At 71.2% G+C, this 17,208-nt stretch carries 14 protein-coding genes; 4 read left to right on the top strand and 10 right to left on the bottom strand.

The features are described from left to right. The first annotated feature begins 51 nt into the window (after positions 1–51). Positions 52–702 carry a class I SAM-dependent methyltransferase gene (locus H5965_RS01465; RefSeq protein ID WP_310967330.1) on the top strand — a complete coding sequence of 217 codons (651 nt, stop codon included), beginning with the start codon at positions 52–54 and terminating at the stop codon, positions 700–702. On the opposite strand, the gene H5965_RS01460 is transcribed toward H5965_RS01465, so the two are convergent. Both H5965_RS01460 and H5965_RS01455 read right to left on the bottom strand, forming a co-directional pair. Beyond that, positions 696–2,432, bottom strand: a complete 1,737-nt coding sequence (locus tag H5965_RS01460; RefSeq protein ID WP_310968462.1) for a hypothetical protein — start codon at positions 2,430–2,432, stop codon at positions 696–698. The two genes, H5965_RS01465 and H5965_RS01460, sit on opposite strands and share 7 nt — an antisense overlap. Positions 2,433–2,443: 11 nt before the next feature. Further along, the gene (locus H5965_RS01455) at positions 2,444–4,024 is read right to left on the bottom strand and encodes a substrate-binding and VWA domain-containing protein (RefSeq protein ID WP_310967329.1); all 1,581 of its coding nucleotides are present in this window, start codon (positions 4,022–4,024) and stop codon (positions 2,444–2,446) included. Positions 4,025–4,244: 220 nt separating this feature from the next. Here H5965_RS01455 and H5965_RS01450 point away from each other — a divergent pair, with 220 nt between their 5' ends. Further along, a complete protein-coding gene (locus tag H5965_RS01450) occupies positions 4,245–5,042 on the top strand; it encodes a hypothetical protein (RefSeq protein WP_310967327.1) in 798 nt (265 codons plus the stop codon). Positions 5,043–5,174: 132 nt separating this feature from the next. Here the strand turns inward: H5965_RS01450 and H5965_RS01445 are convergent, their stop codons facing one another. Continuing rightward, positions 5,175–6,563 (bottom strand): PLP-dependent aminotransferase family protein, encoded by a 1,389-nt coding sequence (locus H5965_RS01445; RefSeq protein WP_310967326.1) that lies wholly within the window; start codon positions 6,561–6,563, stop codon positions 5,175–5,177. A gap of 47 nt (positions 6,564–6,610) precedes the next feature. Here H5965_RS01445 and H5965_RS01440 point away from each other — a divergent pair, with 47 nt between their 5' ends. Continuing rightward, entirely contained in the window at positions 6,611–7,069 is a 459-nt protein-coding gene (locus H5965_RS01440) for a carboxymuconolactone decarboxylase family protein (protein ID WP_310967324.1), read from the top strand. A gap of 72 nt (positions 7,070–7,141) precedes the next feature. Here the strand turns inward: H5965_RS01440 and H5965_RS01435 are convergent, their stop codons facing one another. Next, positions 7,142–8,602: an MFS transporter gene (locus tag H5965_RS01435; protein WP_310967323.1), complete on the bottom strand. Its 1,461-nt coding sequence runs from the start codon at positions 8,600–8,602 to the stop codon at positions 7,142–7,144. Positions 8,603–8,688: 86 nt separating this feature from the next. Here H5965_RS01435 and H5965_RS01430 point away from each other — a divergent pair, with 86 nt between their 5' ends. After that, positions 8,689–9,063: a MarR family transcriptional regulator gene (locus tag H5965_RS01430; RefSeq protein ID WP_310967321.1), complete on the top strand. Its 375-nt coding sequence runs from the start codon at positions 8,689–8,691 to the stop codon at positions 9,061–9,063. A 112-nt stretch (positions 9,064–9,175) separates the two neighbouring features. Here the strand turns inward: H5965_RS01430 and H5965_RS01425 are convergent, their stop codons facing one another. The 6 genes from H5965_RS01425 to H5965_RS01400 all read right to left on the bottom strand — a co-directional run bounded on the left by H5965_RS01425 (position 9,176) and on the right by H5965_RS01400 (position 17,202). Further along, a complete protein-coding gene (locus tag H5965_RS01425) occupies positions 9,176–10,516 on the bottom strand; it encodes a trypsin-like peptidase domain-containing protein (protein ID WP_310967319.1) in 1,341 nt (446 codons plus the stop codon). A 143-nt stretch (positions 10,517–10,659) separates the two neighbouring features. Beyond that, on the bottom strand, positions 10,660–13,086 hold the full coding sequence (locus tag H5965_RS01420; protein WP_310967317.1) for an FAD-dependent oxidoreductase: 2,427 nt from the start codon (positions 13,084–13,086) through the stop codon (positions 10,660–10,662). Between the two features lie 13 nt (positions 13,087–13,099). After that, positions 13,100–13,942: a formyltetrahydrofolate deformylase gene (gene purU, locus H5965_RS01415; RefSeq protein WP_310967316.1), complete on the bottom strand. Its 843-nt coding sequence runs from the start codon at positions 13,940–13,942 to the stop codon at positions 13,100–13,102. Then, positions 13,939–14,406: a sarcosine oxidase subunit gamma family protein gene (locus H5965_RS01410; RefSeq protein WP_310967315.1), complete on the bottom strand. Its 468-nt coding sequence runs from the start codon at positions 14,404–14,406 to the stop codon at positions 13,939–13,941. The genes purU and H5965_RS01410 overlap by 4 nt, the downstream gene beginning before the upstream one ends. Beyond that, on the bottom strand, positions 14,396–16,927 hold the full coding sequence (locus tag H5965_RS01405) for a 2Fe-2S iron-sulfur cluster-binding protein (RefSeq protein WP_310967314.1): 2,532 nt from the start codon (positions 16,925–16,927) through the stop codon (positions 14,396–14,398). The genes H5965_RS01410 and H5965_RS01405 overlap by 11 nt, the downstream gene beginning before the upstream one ends. Next, positions 16,924–17,202 carry a sarcosine oxidase subunit delta gene (locus H5965_RS01400; protein ID WP_310967313.1) on the bottom strand — a complete coding sequence of 93 codons (279 nt, stop codon included), beginning with the start codon at positions 17,200–17,202 and terminating at the stop codon, positions 16,924–16,926. The genes H5965_RS01405 and H5965_RS01400 overlap by 4 nt, the downstream gene beginning before the upstream one ends. Positions 17,203–17,208 lie beyond the last annotated feature (6 nt).

Raw genomic sequence — 17,208 nt, 5'->3', positions numbered from 1 at the left:
GCCATCTCCTTCGAAGATGCCTGGGCTCTGGCCGAGCCGGTCAAGGGCTGGATGACGCGCGCACAGGGCGAAGCGCTGTGGGACGCCGCGTGCCGCCTCGAAAAGGGTGACGTCGTCCTGGAAATCGGCAGCCACCAGGGCCGGTCCACGATCGTCCTCGGCGCCGCGGCCCGCACGGTCGGGGCCACGGTGATCGCCGTCGACCCCTTCGTGGACGGCCGGTTGTTCGGCGGATCGCCGACGCGGCAGCTGTTCGAGCGCAACATCCGGCGGGCCGGGCTGGACGACGTCGTCGAGCTGGTCGCCGGCTACAGCACGAAACTGCGCCCTGACTGGGACCGGCCCATACAGCTGCTTTACATCGACGGCAAGCACGACTACTGGACCTACACCGACGACCTGCGCTGGTCGGCGCACCTGCCGCCGGGTGCGGAAATCCTGGTCCACGACTGCTTTTCGTCCATCGGCGTCACGCTCGGCACGATCGTGAAGGTCCTCTTCGGACGGCGGTACACCTATCTGGACCGGGCCACGTCGCTGGCGCGGTTCCGGCTGGCGCCACCGTCCACGGCGGACCGGCTGCGCGTCCTGGCGCAGCTGCCCTGGTTCCTGCGCAACGTGGTGCTCAAGGTGCTGCTGCGCCTGCGGTTGCGGCCGGTCGCGCGGCTGCTCGGCCACGACAGCCCGTACGACCCCTACTGAGTCACCGGCTTCCCGATCTCGATCTTCGCGAGGCACACGGGCGCGCCCGGGCTGGACAGCTGCACGCCGATGTGGTCGTACAGGCCGTCCACCGGCAGGTACAGCGAGTGCAGCCCGGCCTGGAACCACACCGGCGTCCGCTCGACCAGGCCTTCGCCACCGTCCGAAGTGTAGTAATCGAGCTTCAGCAGGTGCCGGCCGAGCACCGGGGTGTCCAGCGGGATGCGCACCAGCGTCTCGCCGATCGTGTTCCCGCAGTTCGGCACCGGTCCGGGCCGGCTGCGGGAAACCGGTTCCACGCCGGTGATCAGGTGCGGGGTACCGGCGGCGTCGAGCTGGTGCATCCGGTTCGCCGGCTGGTCGAAGTGGGTGCCGGGCAGCAGGCCCGCCACGCGCGACGCCCGCGAGTCCGCCCCGAACCATTCGTGGACCACATCGGACGGCACGAAGGTGTCGTAGAACACCAGATCCGGGTCCTCGGCGACGGCCGCGCGCACATTTCCCAGGTACTGCCCGGAATGCTCGAACCGCAGCGCCGGGGCGAGCCGGGAAAAGCCGATCGCGGAACTGACGAGCAGAAGCACGCACACGATTACGGCGATCGGCCGCTCACGCTTTCCGCCGGACGGCGCACCCGGCGACAGAAAAGCGAACGCGCCGCACAACGCGGCCACCAGCGCCAGATCGGCGACGTACCGGGGGTCGTCACCCGCCCCGGGGCCGACTTCGCGCAGCCGGGTCAGCGCGAGCAGAGCGACGTCCACGGCGAACACCGCCGCGAGCAGCGCCCAGGCGCCCCACGCCCGCCGTCCGCCGGTCCGCACGCCGGCGACCACCACGGCCACCGTGGCCGTCAGCAGCGCGACGACGACCACGAACGGCGACGGCGCCCAGGTCGCGCCCGCCCCCGGGCCCGACCACGGCCCGCCGGCCAGCCCGGGCAGCAGGGTGTCGCCGAGCATCCGGCCGGTCAGGTCGGCGACGGTGCCGGCCGACATCGGCTGCTCCCCCTGGCCGACCTGGCTCGACGTCGCCACGAAGAAGACGATCACGAACGCGGCCAGCAGCAGGGCGTGCGCCGCCCAGTACCGGACGTGCTCGCGCCACGACCGTCCGAGCAGGACGGTCACGCCGGCCAGCAGCAGCGGGATCACCGCGGCCTTCTCGTAGAACGCCAGGCCGAACAGCGTCCAGGCGAAGACACCGAGCCACCAGCGCCCGCCGTCCTGCAGGTACCGGACGTGGGCGTGCAGCGCACCGGCGGTGGCCAGCACCACCGGCACCAGCTGGATGCCGTAGGACCACCACAGCGTCGGGACCAGCAGCAACGTCGACGCGGTGAACACGGTGAACGGCACCAGGATCGCCCAGCGGCGGCCGAAGCAGCGCACCAGCAGGCACCAGAACAGCACGATCGCGACGGCCCGCATGAGCAGCAAAGGCGCCATCAGCAACGGAAAGTTCAGCGGCGCCCACCAGGTCAGCACGGCGGCCAGGAAGAACCCGCCGGGCTGCAGGTGGCCGTGGTAGTCCTGGAACAGGTAGCCGAGGTCGAACGGGCCGGCCGCGGCCGCCTGGTGGGTGACGACGAAGTCGTCCTGCGCGAGGCTGCCGTGCAGGGCCGCCCAGACGTGGAATGCGAACGGCACCACTCCGGCGACGAACGCGGCGATGACCACTGTGGACGGTCTTCGGACCACCCGGGGCGCGGGCGGTTCGGTCTGCACCAACACGGGGGTCCTCACTTCTTGCAGGCGGGCGGCTGGCACATGAGCTTGCTCAGTGCCTGGTAGAAGACGTCGGAGATCTTGCGCGGGTCCGGCGTGGTGAAGGATTCGCCGCCGGTCGCGGCCGAGATCTGCTTGAGCTCGCTCGAATCGATGTCCGGGCCGATGCCGATCCCGATCACCGGCAGCGGTTTCCGCGGGTCCTGCAGCCGGCCCAGCTCGGACAGCAGGCCGGGCAGCCCGATCGAGTCGCTGTCCTCGTTGCGGCCGTCGGTGAGCACGACGACGACGTTGATCCGGCCGAGCTGCCAGCTCTGCCGGGCGTTCTGGTACGCGGCGAGGATCGAGTCGTACAGCCCGGTCGCGCCGCCGGGCTTCGGCTTGACCGCCTGCAGGGTCGCCACCCCGCCCGCGGCCAGCTGCTCGGCGATCGACCGCATCGGCAGCAGTTCCTTGTAGTCCTTGGTGCCGTCGAGCTTGGTCGAGAACAGCCAGAGACCGATCTCGGTGGTCGGCTTGAACAGCCCGAGCCCCTGGGTCGCGGCTTCCAGGGTCAGCGACATCCGGCTGCGGCCGGTGCCGGGCACGGTGGCGGCCATCGAACCGGACACGTCGAGCAGCACCTGGACGCGGGCGCTGAGGTTGGCCCCGGCCCAGGCTTGGAGCACGCCGTACATCGCTTCGGGCGCGGGCGGGCCGGCCGGGCGCGGCCCGGCGTCCGTGCGGGTGTCGCGGGGACGATCGCCGAGCAGCTGCCCGGACGGCGTCCGGAACCCGCCGTCCGCGAACGCCTTGGTGGCGGTCTGGTCGAGCAGCAGCCGCAGGAACCGTTCGGCCGCCGAGCGCGAGGCCTCCGAAGCCCGCGGGAGCACGACATACGGGTAGTCGAAGCTCGGCACCCCGGCAGCCGGGTAGGCGGCGACGAGCTTGCGCGCCAGCACCGACTGCTCCGAGGCCGGCCACGCGGTGTACGGCTGCTTCACCGCCGAGAGCTTGCGGATTTCCTCGGTGAACGCCGCGGCCGGATCGGGCGCGTTCTTGGTCACCTGCTGCAGGCCGATCAGCGCACCGATGGCGGCCGGGTCCCGGGCCGGGTCGGGCAGCCCGACCGGGCTCCCGGCCAGGACGTCGGCCCAGGACGGCGACTTCCCGGGCCAGCCGGCCCGCTTGGCGACGTCTTCGGTCAGCGCCAGCACCACCGGCGAGCTCGCCACCGGCTGACCGGACTCGGGGAGGTTCCACGCGCCGCCGTCACGGGCCTGCAGCAGCCAGGTGCTCGACTCCGGCACCCAGACGTCCGGGCCGTTCGCGCCGTTGGCCTCCAGCGCGGTCGCGGTGGCCGTCGACGGGCTCGCGGTGACGTCGACGGAGTAGCAGTCCCGCGCCGGGACGGTCCGGGCGAGCTCGGTCAGCACCGGCGCGATGTCCGGCGCGGCCGTGAGGTGCACCGCGGTCGTCGTGTCGCAGCCGCCGCCGGCCAGCCGGTTCTTCAGGTAGTCGAACCCGGCCCACGCCAGCAGCGCGACCACCAGCAGCGCGCTCAGGACGACGACCCGCGCGTCGATCCGCCGGGCCCGCGCCGGGTGTGCCGCCATGCACGTCCTTCCGTGGTGAGGTGCTGGCAGCTTGCCAGCCGGGTGAGCGGGAAGCCAGTACCGGAAGCGGAACGTCACCACGGGTGCGTGAGCGTCCGGTGAAGGAATGACGTGCTGCGGCCGTTTTGGTGATTGACCGTGCGGTGACGCGGTTCGTGCTTGACCGCCGTCCCACACGGGTAATTGCACGATGGCGAATCCCGGAACGAAAGGCCAGCCCGTGCGCACCATGTACGACGCGGTGACGGCCGCGAACATCCCCGCGGACGCCCGGATGGTCGCCGGCTACATCGACCGGATCAAGCTGCCGCCCTGGACGCCCGCCGACTGGGCGCGGTTTCCCACCGCGGTCAAGGTGACCATCGTCAAGAAGGCCGTGACGAACGACGGGCACGTCCTCGACGTCGAGCCCGGCGACGCCACCCCGGCCGAAGCGCCGGGCTGGGTCCGGATGCGCCGCGCGGCGGGCGCGGACCCGACGATCTACTGCAACCTGTCGACCTGGCCGTCGGTGCGGGCGGCGTTCTCGTCCGCCGGTGTCGCCGAGCCGCACTACTGGATCGCGCACTACAACGGCGATCCCGCCATCCCGGCCGGCGCGATCGCCAAGCAGTACCGCGGGAACGTCGCCCCCGGCTACGACGTGTCGTCCGTCGCCGACTACTGGCCCGGCGTGGACGGCTCCGGCCCTTCGAGTGGAGTGGAGATCATGGAACGCATCACCGTGACCCCGCCGAACGCCGCGGAGAACGCGGTGCGGGTGTTCCTGTCCGGCAGTTCCGCCGCGGCGGTCATCATCCGCCCGCGCCTCGGCGGCGACGGCTTCGCGAAGCCGATGTGGGTCGGCGACATCTACGCCTGGGGCAGCGACCACCAGGGTGTCGGCCACAACCCGACGAAGACGGGCGGGTACAACTCGAAGCTGACGTCGCACCGGCGGTACGACCTGCCGGGCGCGGTGTGGGCGGACATCAACTACAGCGCGGCCGAACCGTTCGAGATCGACATCGTCGGGTAGGCCGGCTCGGGAGCGGTCCGGTGTCGCGGGTTCAGTGTCGCCAATGACTCATTCGGGACCGCGGAGGTCCCGAATGAGTCATTCGCGACAGTGCAGGTTCGCGTGAGCCCGCACCTGGCCGCCGGGTAGGTCTCACGCGGGCGGCAGCGCGCGGCACAGCGCGTCGACGGCCGCGGGGTAGGCGTGTTCCGGCGGGGTCGCGTAGCCGACCACGAAGCCGTCCATTGTGGACATCGTGCTGTCCGGGTGCCGGAACGCGGCCAGGCCGTCCAGCGCCAGTCCCTGCCAGGCCGCGGCCTTCAGCGCGGCTTTCTCGGTGCCCGGCGGAAGCCGCAGCACGGCGTGCAGGCCGGCGGCGATCCCGGTCGGCGTCACGTGCGGTGCCCGCTCGGCGAGCGCGGTGACCAGGTGGTCGCGCCGGCGGCGGTAGTGCTGGCGCATCCGGCGGATGTGCCGGTCGTACCCGCCCGCGGTCAGGAATTCGGCCAGCGTGAGCTGGTCGAGCACACTCGCCCAGGCCTCGCGCTCGCCTTTCGCGGCCAGCACCGGGTCGACCAGGTGCCCCGGCAGCACCAGCCAGCCCAGGCGCAGCGCGGGCGAAAGGCTTTTGCTCACCGAGCCGACGTAGACGACGTGCTCGGGGTCGAGGCCCTGGACCGCGCCGACCGGCTTGCGGTCGTAGCGGAACTCGCCGTCGTAGTCGTCCTCGATGAGCACGCCCCCGGTCGCGCGAACGTGCCCGAGGACCGCGGTGCGGCGGTCGTGGTGCAGCGGGCCGCCGGTCGGGAACTGGTGCGCGGGCGTCAAGAGCACCCTCGGGACGTCGAGGTCCTCGACGCGCGCGCCGCGTTCGTCCAGGTCCAGCGGGATCGTCCGGACGCCGGCGGTGGCGAAGATCGAGCGGTGGAACGCGAGGCCGTAGGACTCGACGGCGAGCGGCCCGCGCAGCACGGCCGGGAACAGCAGCCGCAGGGCGTGCGCGAAGCCCGAGCAGACGACGATCCGTTCCGGCGACGTCCGCACGCCGCGGGCGCGCGCGAGGTACTGGACGAGGGCTTCCCGCAGTTCCAGGCGGCCGCGCGGGTCGCCGGGGCCGAAGGCGTCGTGGGGCGCCACGCCGAGCGCGCGCCGGGCGGCGGCGAGCCATTCGGTGCGCGGGAACGCCGTCGCGTCCGGCTGCCCTTGGCGGAGGTTGTACGCCGGTTTCGCCGCGGCCGGTCTCCGGGCCGGGGCCCGGACCGGTTTCAGCGGCTCGGCCCGCTCGGCGACCCGGGTACCGGAGCCCTGGACGGCGGTGAGCCACCCTTCGGCGACCAGCTCCGCGTAGGCGTCGGCAACGGTGTTGCGGGCCAGCCCGAGGTCGGTGGCGAGGGAGCGGTAGGGCGGCAACCGGGTGCCGGGGGCGAGCCGTCCGGCGCGGACGGCGTCCCGCAGCGCGGCGATGAGCGCGGCCCGCTTGCTGCCGGGTCCCAGCTCCAGGTGGAGGTCGCGCTCGCCGGAATTGACCCAGTCTCTTGCCACGGAAATGCACCATACAGGTGGGTCAAACCGGCCGTAGATTTCTGGTCATGACGAACTCCCGCATCAACTTCGCCAAGACCGCCCCGAAGGCCTTCAAGGCCCTGATCGGCTTCGACGCCGCGGCTCGCGCCGGGCTCGACCCCGCGCTGGTCGAGCTGGTCCAGATCCGCGCGTCGCAGGTCAACCGCTGCGCGTACTGCCTGCACATGCACACCTCGGACGCCCGCAAGGCCGGCGAAAGCGAGGAGCGGCTGCACATGGTCGCGGTGTGGCACGAGGCCGGCCACTTCTTCAGCGCGAAGGAGCGGGCGGCGCTGGCGCTGACCGAAGCCGTCACGCAGATCGCGGGTGGCGTCCCCGACGACGTCTACGCCCGGGCGCTCGAGGAGTTCGGCGAGGAGGAACTGGCCCAGCTCCTCGCGCTGATCTTCACGATCAACACGTGGAACCGCATCGCCATCACGACGGCGAAGGTGCCGGGCACGGACGAGCGGGTCGCCCGGTGAAGCGCCTGGCCTTGCCGGAGAAGGGCCACCATCCCCCCGGCTGGTGGCCCTTCCGCGGTCCCCTCGGCCGGCTCAGTCCGCGAGGGCCAGCAGGTCCTCCTGCGGCACGACCGGCTCCTCGGCCGGCCGCTTCCGGGCCACCAGGCCGCTGATCGCGATCAGCAGGCCCAGCACCGCGATCCCGGTGACCACGCTCAACGCCGGCGTCAGCCCGGTCAGCAGCGCGGCGGGCGAGGCTTCACGGCCGCCGTTGGCGGTCAGGACCGCCGTCACCACCGCGAGCCCGATCGCGCCGCCGACCTGCAGGGACGTGTTCAGCAGGCCGCCGGCCAGACCCTGCTCGTCGTCCGCGATGCCGGCCGTGGCCTGGATGTTGAGCGACGAGAACGCCAGTGTGAAGCCGATGCCCAGCAGGATCATGCTCGGCAGCACGCTGCCCGCGTACCCCGAGTGCTCGTCGATGCGCAGGAACAGCGCGTACCCGATGACGTGCGAGACCACGCCCGCGAAGATCGTGCGGGGCGTGCCGACCCGGTCGATCAGCGGCTCGATGCGCGGGGAGCCGAACGCCACGATCAGCGCCGCCGGCAGGAAGCCCAGCGCCGTCTGCAGCGCCGACCAGCCCAGGACCCGCTGCAGGTACAGCATCACGACGAACTGGAAACCGATGTACGCGCCGAAGAACAGGGCGCCACCGAGGTTCGCGCGGGCCAGCGGGCCCGAGCGCAGGATGCCCAGGCGCAGCAACGGGTGGCGGCTGCGCTTCTCGATGACCACGAACGTCACCAGCAGGGCGAGGGCGACGGCGAACGTGATCAGCGTGCGCGGGGCCGCCCAGCCGATCTCCGGCGCCTCGACGACGCCGAACACCAGCAGCAGCGAGCCGGCCGCGCCGGTGATGGCGCCCGGGAAGTCGTAGCCGCGGCCTTCTTCGGCGCGGTACGACGGGATCAGCTTCCACGCCGCCACCAGCGCGACCAGCGCGATCGGGGCGGGCAGCAGGAACGTCCAGCGCCAGCCGACCTCGGTCAGCAGGCCGGAGAACACCAGGCCGGCGGAGTAGCCGCTGGCGCCGAACACGGCGAAGATGCTGATCGCCTTGTTGCGGGCCGGGCCTTCTTGGAACGTCGTGGTGATGATGGACAGCGCGGCCGGTGCGGTGAACGCGGCGGCCAGGCCCTTGATGAACCGGCTCGCGATGAGCAGGGCACCGTCGTCGACCAGGCCGCCGAGCAGCGAAGCCAGCGCGAACACGGCCACGGCGACGAGGAACACCCGGCGGCGGCCGAGCAGGTCGGCGGTGCGGCCGCCGAGCAGCAGCAGGCCGCCGTAGCCGAGGACGTACCCGCTGACGACCCATTGCAGCGCGTTGGTGGACAGGCCGAGGTCGGCCTGGATGGCCGGGAGCGCGACCCCGACCATCGACACGTCGAGCGCGTCGAGGCCGATGACGATCGAGACGGTGAGCAGGACACCCCAGAGACGTGCGTCCCACCGCGTTGAAGTGGTGGACAAGGACACGGAAGAGCTCATGGCGGCGACATTACATGCACGCGCATCTAATGTCCAAGCATTTAATGTGCTTGCATCTGATGTCTGCGCATGCTAAGTTGGTCGCCGTGAGCGACGTCGCCGAGAAGGAACTGGTCCAGGAGTGGCACGAGCTGCTGGCCCGCTACTCGGCCGTGTTCAGCAAGCTGGAGTGCCGCCTCCAAGAGCGCCACGGCATCGGCGCGAACGAGTTCGAAGCCCTGGAGCGCGTCGCGACCGGCGAGTCCAAGTGCCGCTCGGCGGACCTCACCGAGGCCATTCACCTGAGCCAGAGCGCCACGTCCAGGCTGGTCGCCCGCCTGGAGAAGGAGGGCCTGGTCGAGCGAGCCCTGTGCGAGATGGACCGGCGCGGCATCTTCGTGACGATCACGGAGGCGGGCCGGGAGAAGTACCTCGCGGCGAAGCAGACGCACCGCGAGGTACTGGCGGAATTCCTGCGCTAGCCGGTCGGGCCCCGGCCCCCGCGCGAGCCGCCCGCGAAACCGAACAGCGCGCCTTCGACGGCTTCGTCCCCACAGTGGCCACCGGCCCGCGACCAGCCAGCGCGCGAAGCGGTCAGCCCGTCGGGCCCTCGATCGCCTTCACCTGGATCTGCTGCTGCCCACCCGTAGCCCGGGTCACCGTCAACGTCAGCTGGTCGCCCGGGTGGTGGGTGTCCATCACGTTCGTCAACGTCGTCGCCGAGGTGACCGGCTTGCCGTCGATGGCCGTGATCACGTCGCCCGCCGCGAGGCCGGCCTTCTGGGCCGGGCCGCGCTGGACCACCTCGCGGACCCTGGCCCCTCCCTGGCCGTCTGTCACCGAGACGCCGATGAACGCCGTCTTGCCGATGTGGATCTTGTCCGTGGCCTGGCCCGCGACGATCTTGTGGGCGATGTCGACCGCCTGGTTGATCGGGATCGCGAAGCCCTGGCCCGTGCCGCCGCTGCGGCGGCCGTTCAGCTGGTAGCCGGTCGATGCCGCCGTGTTGACGCCGATGACCTGGGCGTTCGCGTTGACCAGCGGGCCACCGGAGTCCCCCGACTCGATGTTCGCCCGGACCTGGATGAGCCCGGTGAGCTGCTCGGACGAGCCACTGGACTCGTCCGACGCCGTGATCGACTGGTCCAGGGCCGTCACCGTGCCCGGGGCCGGCACCGGGTCGCCGCCGCGGCCGCCCGCGTTGCCGAGGCCGAGGATCTGATCGCCCACCTGGGTCGTCGACGAGTCGCCGATCGACGCCGTCAGCAGGCCGGAGGCGTCCTGCAGCTGCAGGACCGCGACGTCCTCGGTGCGGTCGTAGCCGACGACCTCCGCCTGGTACGTGTCGCCGGTGCCGATGCTGGTCACCTTGATGCTGGTCGCGCCGGCCACGACGTGGTTGTTGGTCAGCACCTCGCCGTCGGCGGTGAGCACGATGCCGGTGCCCGCCGCGGCGGCGCCCTGCAGCCCGAGCTCGGTGTTGATGTTCACGATGGCCGGGTTGACCTTGGCCGAGACGGCGTCGACCTCCAGGACCGCCTTGGTCTCGCTCGGCTGCCCGGAGAAGCCGAAGTTCTGGTTGCCGCCCGCGGTGGGCGCGTTCGTCCCGGAGATCAGGTGCCCGATCCCGAGCCCGGCGACCACGGCCAGCGCGATGGCGACGATCGCGAAGCTCAGCGCGCGGAACGGGTGACGTTTGCGCGGCGGCGGCTGGTAGGCGGGCTGCGGGTAGGCGTAAGCCGGGTACGGGCGTCCCCACTGGTCACGCGGCTGCTCGTAGTAGCCCTGCTCCCCGGGCCGCCGGTACTGGGGCTGCTCATAGCCGTGGTCCTGCGGATACCCGTTCCGGCCGTAGAAGTCCGGCGAGTACCCGCCCTGGCCGTAGCCGTACGGGTACTCGCCGCCGCCCTGCGGTCCTCGGTCGTACTCGCTCATACACAGCTCCAGCTCTCGACAAGCCTCCGGCCCCACCAGGAAACGCCTCGATCCTGAGAATTTCCTGGTGCGCTTCCATGGACTTGCTGTGGATTACCCGTTCGAGAACCGAGCGTGACCCGACGTGATCGGCGTTACGCCACTCAGCGCCGGATCCGTTCCATGCCGGGGTCGACCAGTGGCTCGGCGGCCACGGTGGCCGCGACCCGGCGGCCGAAGTACTCGATCTCCACCCGGCTGCCGATGTCCGCCGACGCCGGGAGCCACGCGTAGGCGATCGGCCGCCCGACGGTGTACCCGTACGCCGCACTCGTGACGTACCCCGAGGCCACGCCGTCGACGAACACCGGTTCCTTGCCGAGCACGACCGTGCGGCCGTCGTCGATCGTCAAGCACCGCAGCCACCGCGACGGCGTCCGGCCCTCGATCGCCTCCCGGCCCACGAAGTCGTCCTTCGCCAGGCGCACGGCGAAGTCGACGCCCGCCTCGTACGGGTCGTGCTCGGTCGTCATGTCCGTGCCCCACAGCCGGTAGCCCTTCTCCAGCCGCAGGCTGTTGAACGCCGCCCGCCCGGCCGCGATGACGCCGAGGGGCTGCCCGGCCGCCCACAGCGCGTCCCACAGCCGCAGGCCGTTGTCCGCGCCGGTGTAGATCTCCCAGCCGAGTTCGCCCACATAGGACAGTCGCATCGCGACCACCGGCACCCCGGCGATCCGCGCCTTCCGGGCCCGGAAGTACTTCAGCCCGGTGTGCGAGAAGTCCTCGCGTGACAGCGGCTGCACGAGCTCCCGCGCCAGCGGCCCCCAGACGCCGACGCAGCACGTCCCGCCGGTGGTGTCCCGGACCCGCACCCCGGCCGGCGCGTGCTTGACGAAGTGGTCGACGTCGATGTTGCCGTTGATGCCGACCTGGAACACGTCGGGCTCGAGCCGCGCCACCGTGACGTCGCTGCGGATGCCACCGGCGTTGTCGAGCATCAGCGTGTACGTCACCGAGCCGACCGATTTGTCCAGCTGGTTGGTGGTCAGCGACTGCAGGAACTCCAGCGACCCCGGGCCGCTGATCTCCACGCGTTTGAGCGGCGTCATGTCGTAGAGCGCGACGCCGTTGCGCGTCTGCCACGCCTCGGCCGCCGCGATCGGCGAGTGGAACTGCGCCGACCACGCGTCCCGCGCCGGCGGGTGGGCCTCATGCGGCAGCTTCTTGAGCAGGGGCGCGTTCGCTTCGAACCAGTGCGGCCGCTCCCAGCCGCCCGCCTCCAGGAACACCGCGCCCAGCTCCCGCTGCCGGGCGTGGAACGGCGTCACCCGCAGGTCACGCGGGGACAGCTTGGGCTGCAACGGGTGCAGGATGTCGTAGACCTCGACGAAGTTCTGCTGCGCCGTCTCGCTGACGTACGACGGCGCGAGCTGCACCTCTTCGAAGCGGTGGACGTCGATGTCGTGGGTGTCCACTTCGGAATGCCCGTCGACGAGCAGTTCGGCGACCGCCTTGGCGATGCCGGCGGAGTGCGTCACCCAGATCGCCTCGGCGAGCCAGAACCCGCGGACGTCGGCCGACTCGCCGACCAGCGACTGGCCGTCCGGGGTGAAGGAGAAAATGCCGTTGAAGCCCTCTTCCACCTTGGTCTGACGCAGTGCGGGCAGGAGCAGCTGGCTCTGCTCCCACGAAGGCGCGAAGTCGTCCTCGGTGAAGGGCAGCATGGACGGCATGGCCGTCTCGGTCACCGCGGGATCCAAAGTGGACTCGTCGACCGGCATGGGCCGGTGGGCGTAGGAGCCGATGCCGAGCCGGTCGACGTGCTCGCGGAAGTACAGGTCCTGGTCCTGGTGCCGCAGGATCGGCAGGCTCGCTTCGACGTCTTCGGTGTTGCGCCCGGCGAGTTCCGCGACCTGCCCGGTCTTGACGTACTGGTGGGCCAGTGGCAGCAGCGGGACGTCCATGCCGGCCATCGCGCCGATCTCCCGGCCCCAGAACCCGGCGCACGAGACGACGACGTCGGCCGGGAAGCCGCCCTGATCGGTCCGGACGCCGGTGACGCGCCCACCCTCTTGGAGCACGTCGGTCACCCGCGTGGAACCGATGAACCGGGCCCCCCGCGAACTCGCGCGTGCGGCCAGCACTTCGACGGCCTTGGCGGCCCGCGCGAGCCCGTCGGTCGGGACGTGCAGCGCCCCGAAGATCCGCGAACCGTCCAGGAGCGGCCAGCGCCGGACGCATTCGTCGGCGTCGATCAGCGAGCCCGGCACACCCCACGACGTCGCCCAGCCGTGCTTGCGCTTGAGGTCCTCCCAGCGCGCCGGGGTGGTCGCCACCTCCATGCCGCCGACCTGGAGGAAGCAGTCCAGCTCCAGGAACTTCGACACGGTGTACTTCGCGAAGTCCGTCATCGCCTTGGACGCGTTGGTCTGGAACACCAGGCCGGGCGCGTGCGAGGTGGACCCGCCGGTGCGCGGCAGCGGGCCCCGGTCGAGCACGGTGACGTCGGTCCAGCCGCGGGCGGTCAGCTCGTCGGCCAGGTTCGCGCCGACGATGCCGGCGCCGATGATCACGACCTTCGGTGCACTCATGGCGGAACTCCTTCTACCGGAAGACGACGGTGCTGTTGCCGTTGAGCAGGACGCGGCGTTCGCAGTGCCAGCGGACCGCGCGCGAGAGGGCGAGCGCTTCGGCGTCGCGGCCGACGGTCACGAGCTCGCGCGGCGAGTACGTGTGGTCGACGCGCTGGACCTCCTGCTCGATGATCGGGCCCTCGTCGAGGTCGGGCGTGACGTAGTGCGCGGTCGCGCCGACGTACTTGACGCCGCGGTCGTAGGCCTGGTGGTAAGGCTTGGCGCCCTTGAACCCCGGCAGGAACGAGTGGTGGATGTTGATCGCGCGGCCTTCGAGCTTCTGGCACAGCTCGTTCGACAGCACCTGCATGTACCGGGCGAGCACGACGAGATCGGCGGAGTACGCCCCGACCAGGTCGAGCAGCCGCTGCTCGGCTTCCGGCTTCGTGTCCGGCGTGACCGGGACGTGCACGAACGGCACCCCGGCCGCCTCGGCCATCGGCCGGAGGTCCTCGTGGTTGGAGACGACCACCGCGATCTCGGCGCCGAGGCCGCCCGCGCGCCAGCGGAAGAGCAGGTCGTTGAGGCAGTGCCCGAACTTCGACACCATCACGAGGATCCGGGGCGGGGTGCCGTCGGAGAAGCCGAACTCCATGCCGAAGTCCCCGGCCACCGGGGCGAACGCGCGGGTCAGGTCGTCCACTGTGGCCGGTTCGGTGGAGGTGAAGGACGTGCGCAGGAAGAGCGAGCCGCGGACGTCGTCGTCGAACTGCTGGTGCTCGACGATGTCGCAGCCCTGCCCGACCAGGAACGTCGTGACGGCGTGGACGATGCCCGAGCGTTCCGGGCACTTGAGCGTCAGGGTGAAGGTCACGGGACGTACTCCAGGCTCGCGTCGGCCAGCCACACCCGGAAGTAGTCCGAAAAGGACTGGCGCACGAGGATCGTGTAGCAGTCTTCCCGGACCATCAGCACGATGCCGGTGCGCGCGAACAGCGTCTGGACGCAGGTGCCGGGCGGCGACACCTCCAGGTCGATCGAGCACCCGTGCGCCAGCACGTCGGCGGCGTGCGACCCGGTGAGCCGGTAGACGTTGCGCTGGGCCGAGACGTCCACCACGGCGTCGCATTCACGGGAGAGCGCCGCTTCCAGTTCGGCCTGGCGGCCGGGTTCGGCGAGGACGAGGTATTCGTCGGGGCCCATCCAGAGGATTTCGACGCCGTTGCCGCTGGTGAAGGTGCACGCACCGGGCAGCGGGACGCCGAGGAGCGACTCGCCTTCGCGGAGGCGGACGGTGAGCTGGGTGCGGAACTTCTCTTCGGTGAGGTCAACCGTCACGGCGGGCTCCTTCCTTGTCGAAGAGCACGGATTCGGTCACGGTCACCGGCACCACCTGGTCCCCGACCGGCACGTACAGCGTTTCGCCGATCCGCTCCCGGCCGGAGCGCACCAGGGCGAGCGCGAAGGTGCGGCCGAGGGCGGCGCTGTCGTAGCTGGAGGTGACGTGGCCGAGCATCCGCACCGGCGGCTCCGGCACCGTCTCGGATTCGATGATCTGCGAGCCTTCGGGCAGCAGCACCGCCGGATCGACCGGGAGCAATCCGACCAGCTGCTTGCGATCCGGCCGGTTGTTCTCCGCGCGGGCGAACGAGCGCTTGCCGATGAAATCGGCTTTCTTCTTCGACACCGCCCAGGACATGCCGAGGTCCTGCGGGGTGACCGTGCCGTCGGTGTCCTGGCCGATGATCGGGTAGCCCTTCTCGGCGCGCAGGACGTGCATGGTCTCGGTGCCGTACGGCGTCGCCCCTTGGTCCACGACGGCCTGCCAGAGGGCGGGCCCGTGCCAGGACGGGACGTTGATCTCGTAGGCCAGCTCGCCGGAGAAGCTGATCCGGCAGACACGCGCCCGCAGACCGGCGACCTCGGCGTCCTGCCAGGTCATGAACCCGAAGGCCTCGTTGGAGACGTCGAGGCCCGGTGCCAGGCGGCCGAGGACTTCCCGCGAGCGCGGGCCGACCAGCGGGATCGTGGTCCAGTGCTCGGTGACCGAGGTCGCGTCGACGCGCCGGTGCGGCCACTCCGTCTGGAGCCACTCCTCCATCCATTCGAGGACCTTCGCCGCGTTGCCGGTGGTCGTGGTGACCAGGAACCGCTCCTCGCCGACGCGGATCACGGTCCCGTCGTCGATCACCATGCCGTCGACGCCGCACATCACGCCGTAGCGGATGCGGCCGACCTTCAGGTTGCTCATCAGGTTCGTGTAAAGCATGTCGAGGAACCAGCCGGCGTCCGGGCCCTGGACGTCGATCTTGCCCAAAGTGGACCCGTCCATGCATGCGACGTCGTTGCGGGCCGCCCGGCACTCGCGTTTCACGGCGTCGGCCATCGGCTCGCCGGGCCGCGGGTAGTACCACGGCCGCTTCCACTGGCCGACGTTCTCGAACTCGGCGCCGTGCTCGACGTGCCACGGGTGGATCGTCGTGACGCGCACGGGATCGTGCAGGTCTCCGCGGTTCCGCCCGGCCAGCGCGGCGAACGGCACCGGCGTGTACGGCGGCCGGAACGTCGTCGGACGGCGGTGGGCGAGGTCGACGCCCAGCGCCTCGGCGGTGATGCCGGCGGCGAGCATGCCGGACGTCTTGCCCTGGTCGTGCGCGGTGCCGATGGTCGTGTACCGCTTGACGTGCTCCAGCGAGCGCAGACCGGCACCGGTGGCGCGCAGGACGTCGGACACCGTGGCGTCCCGTTGCTGGTCGACGAACCGCGTGTCCACTTCGGACTCGGGTGCCGGCACCTGCCAGAGCACCTTGGTCTCCGGCAGTCCTTCGCCCGCGGCCGCGCCCACGACGGTCACGTCCGGCAGGTCGCCGGCCGGGACGTAGGCACCGAGTTCCGGGGCGTACCGGAGGGTGCCGCGAGCCTGGCTGTAGAGGTGCACGGCCGGGTTCCAGCCGCCGGACACGAGCAGCAGGTCGCACTCGACGCGCTCACCCTGCAGCTCGCCCAGCCCGGCGACGTGGGCGGCCGTGATGTGGGTGTCGCCGTCGGTGCCGATGACGCCGTGGCCCTCGCGGGCGTCGACGATCCGCACGATCTCGGCTCCGGCCGCCGCCAGGTCGGAGGCGGCTTCGTAGGCGGAGTCGTTGGTGGTGAACACGACCACGCGCCGCCCGGCGAGAACGCCGTACCGGTTCAGGTACGTGCGCGCGGCCGAAGCGAGCATGATGCCGGGGCGGTCGTTGTCCGGGAAGACGATCGGCCGTTCGTGCGCACCGGTGGCGACGACGATCCGCTTCGCCCGGATCCGCCACACCCGCTGCCGCGAGATGCGCTCGGGAGGTTCGCCGCGGCGCTCGAGGGCGAGCACGAAACCGTCGTCGTAGACACCGAACGCCGTCGTGCGCGAAAGGAACCGGACACCCTCCGGAGCTTCGCCGTCGGGCTGGTCGTCGACGAGCAGGACCCGGCCTTCCGCCGCAGCGGCGGCGGCTCGCCCGGCGGGGCCGGCGCCGATGACCAGGACGTCGCAGTGGGCGTGCTTGGCGTCGTACCGCGCCGGGTCCGGCTCGGTGGCGAGCCGTCCCTGGCCGCGCAGGCCGCGGGCTTCCAGACCGTCGTACAGCTCGACCGTCGTGGCCGAAAGCATCGGCTCGGGGAACGGCTTTTCGATCTGCACCAAGGCGTTCGAGTCCTCGACACCGGCGCCGACGATGCCGCGCGGCCGGCCGTACTTGATGCTGGTCGCGACGTGGTGGACGCCGTTGGCCAGCAAGGCGGACGCCAGGGTGTCGCCGAGGTAGCCGGTCAGCTCCCGGCCGTCGAAGGTGAACTTGAGCGGGACGCCGGACAGTCGGGTCACGGGATCACCGGCCTGGGCTCGTCGAGGCGGTAGACCGCCAGGAGGTCGTGGGTGCGGGTGTCGCGGACGGCGTTGAACCACCGGCGGCAGCCCGCGGAGTGGCTCCACCGCTCGGCGAACGGCCCGCTCGGGTTCTCGCGGAAGAAGACGAACTTCGCCCACTCCTCGTCCGACAGCGCCGAGGGATCCGCCGGGTAGGCGACGTGCGCTTGGCCGCCGTAGTGGAACTCGGCTTCCTCACGGGGGCCGCACCAGGGGCAGGGAATCAATTGCATGGCAGT

Source organism: Amycolatopsis sp. 505, assembly GCF_031625235.1.
Lineage (GTDB): Bacteria > Actinomycetota > Actinomycetes > Mycobacteriales > Pseudonocardiaceae > Amycolatopsis.
The sequence above is the reverse complement of the archived record's forward strand: the minus strand, read 5'-3'. Positions and strand labels throughout refer to the sequence as shown.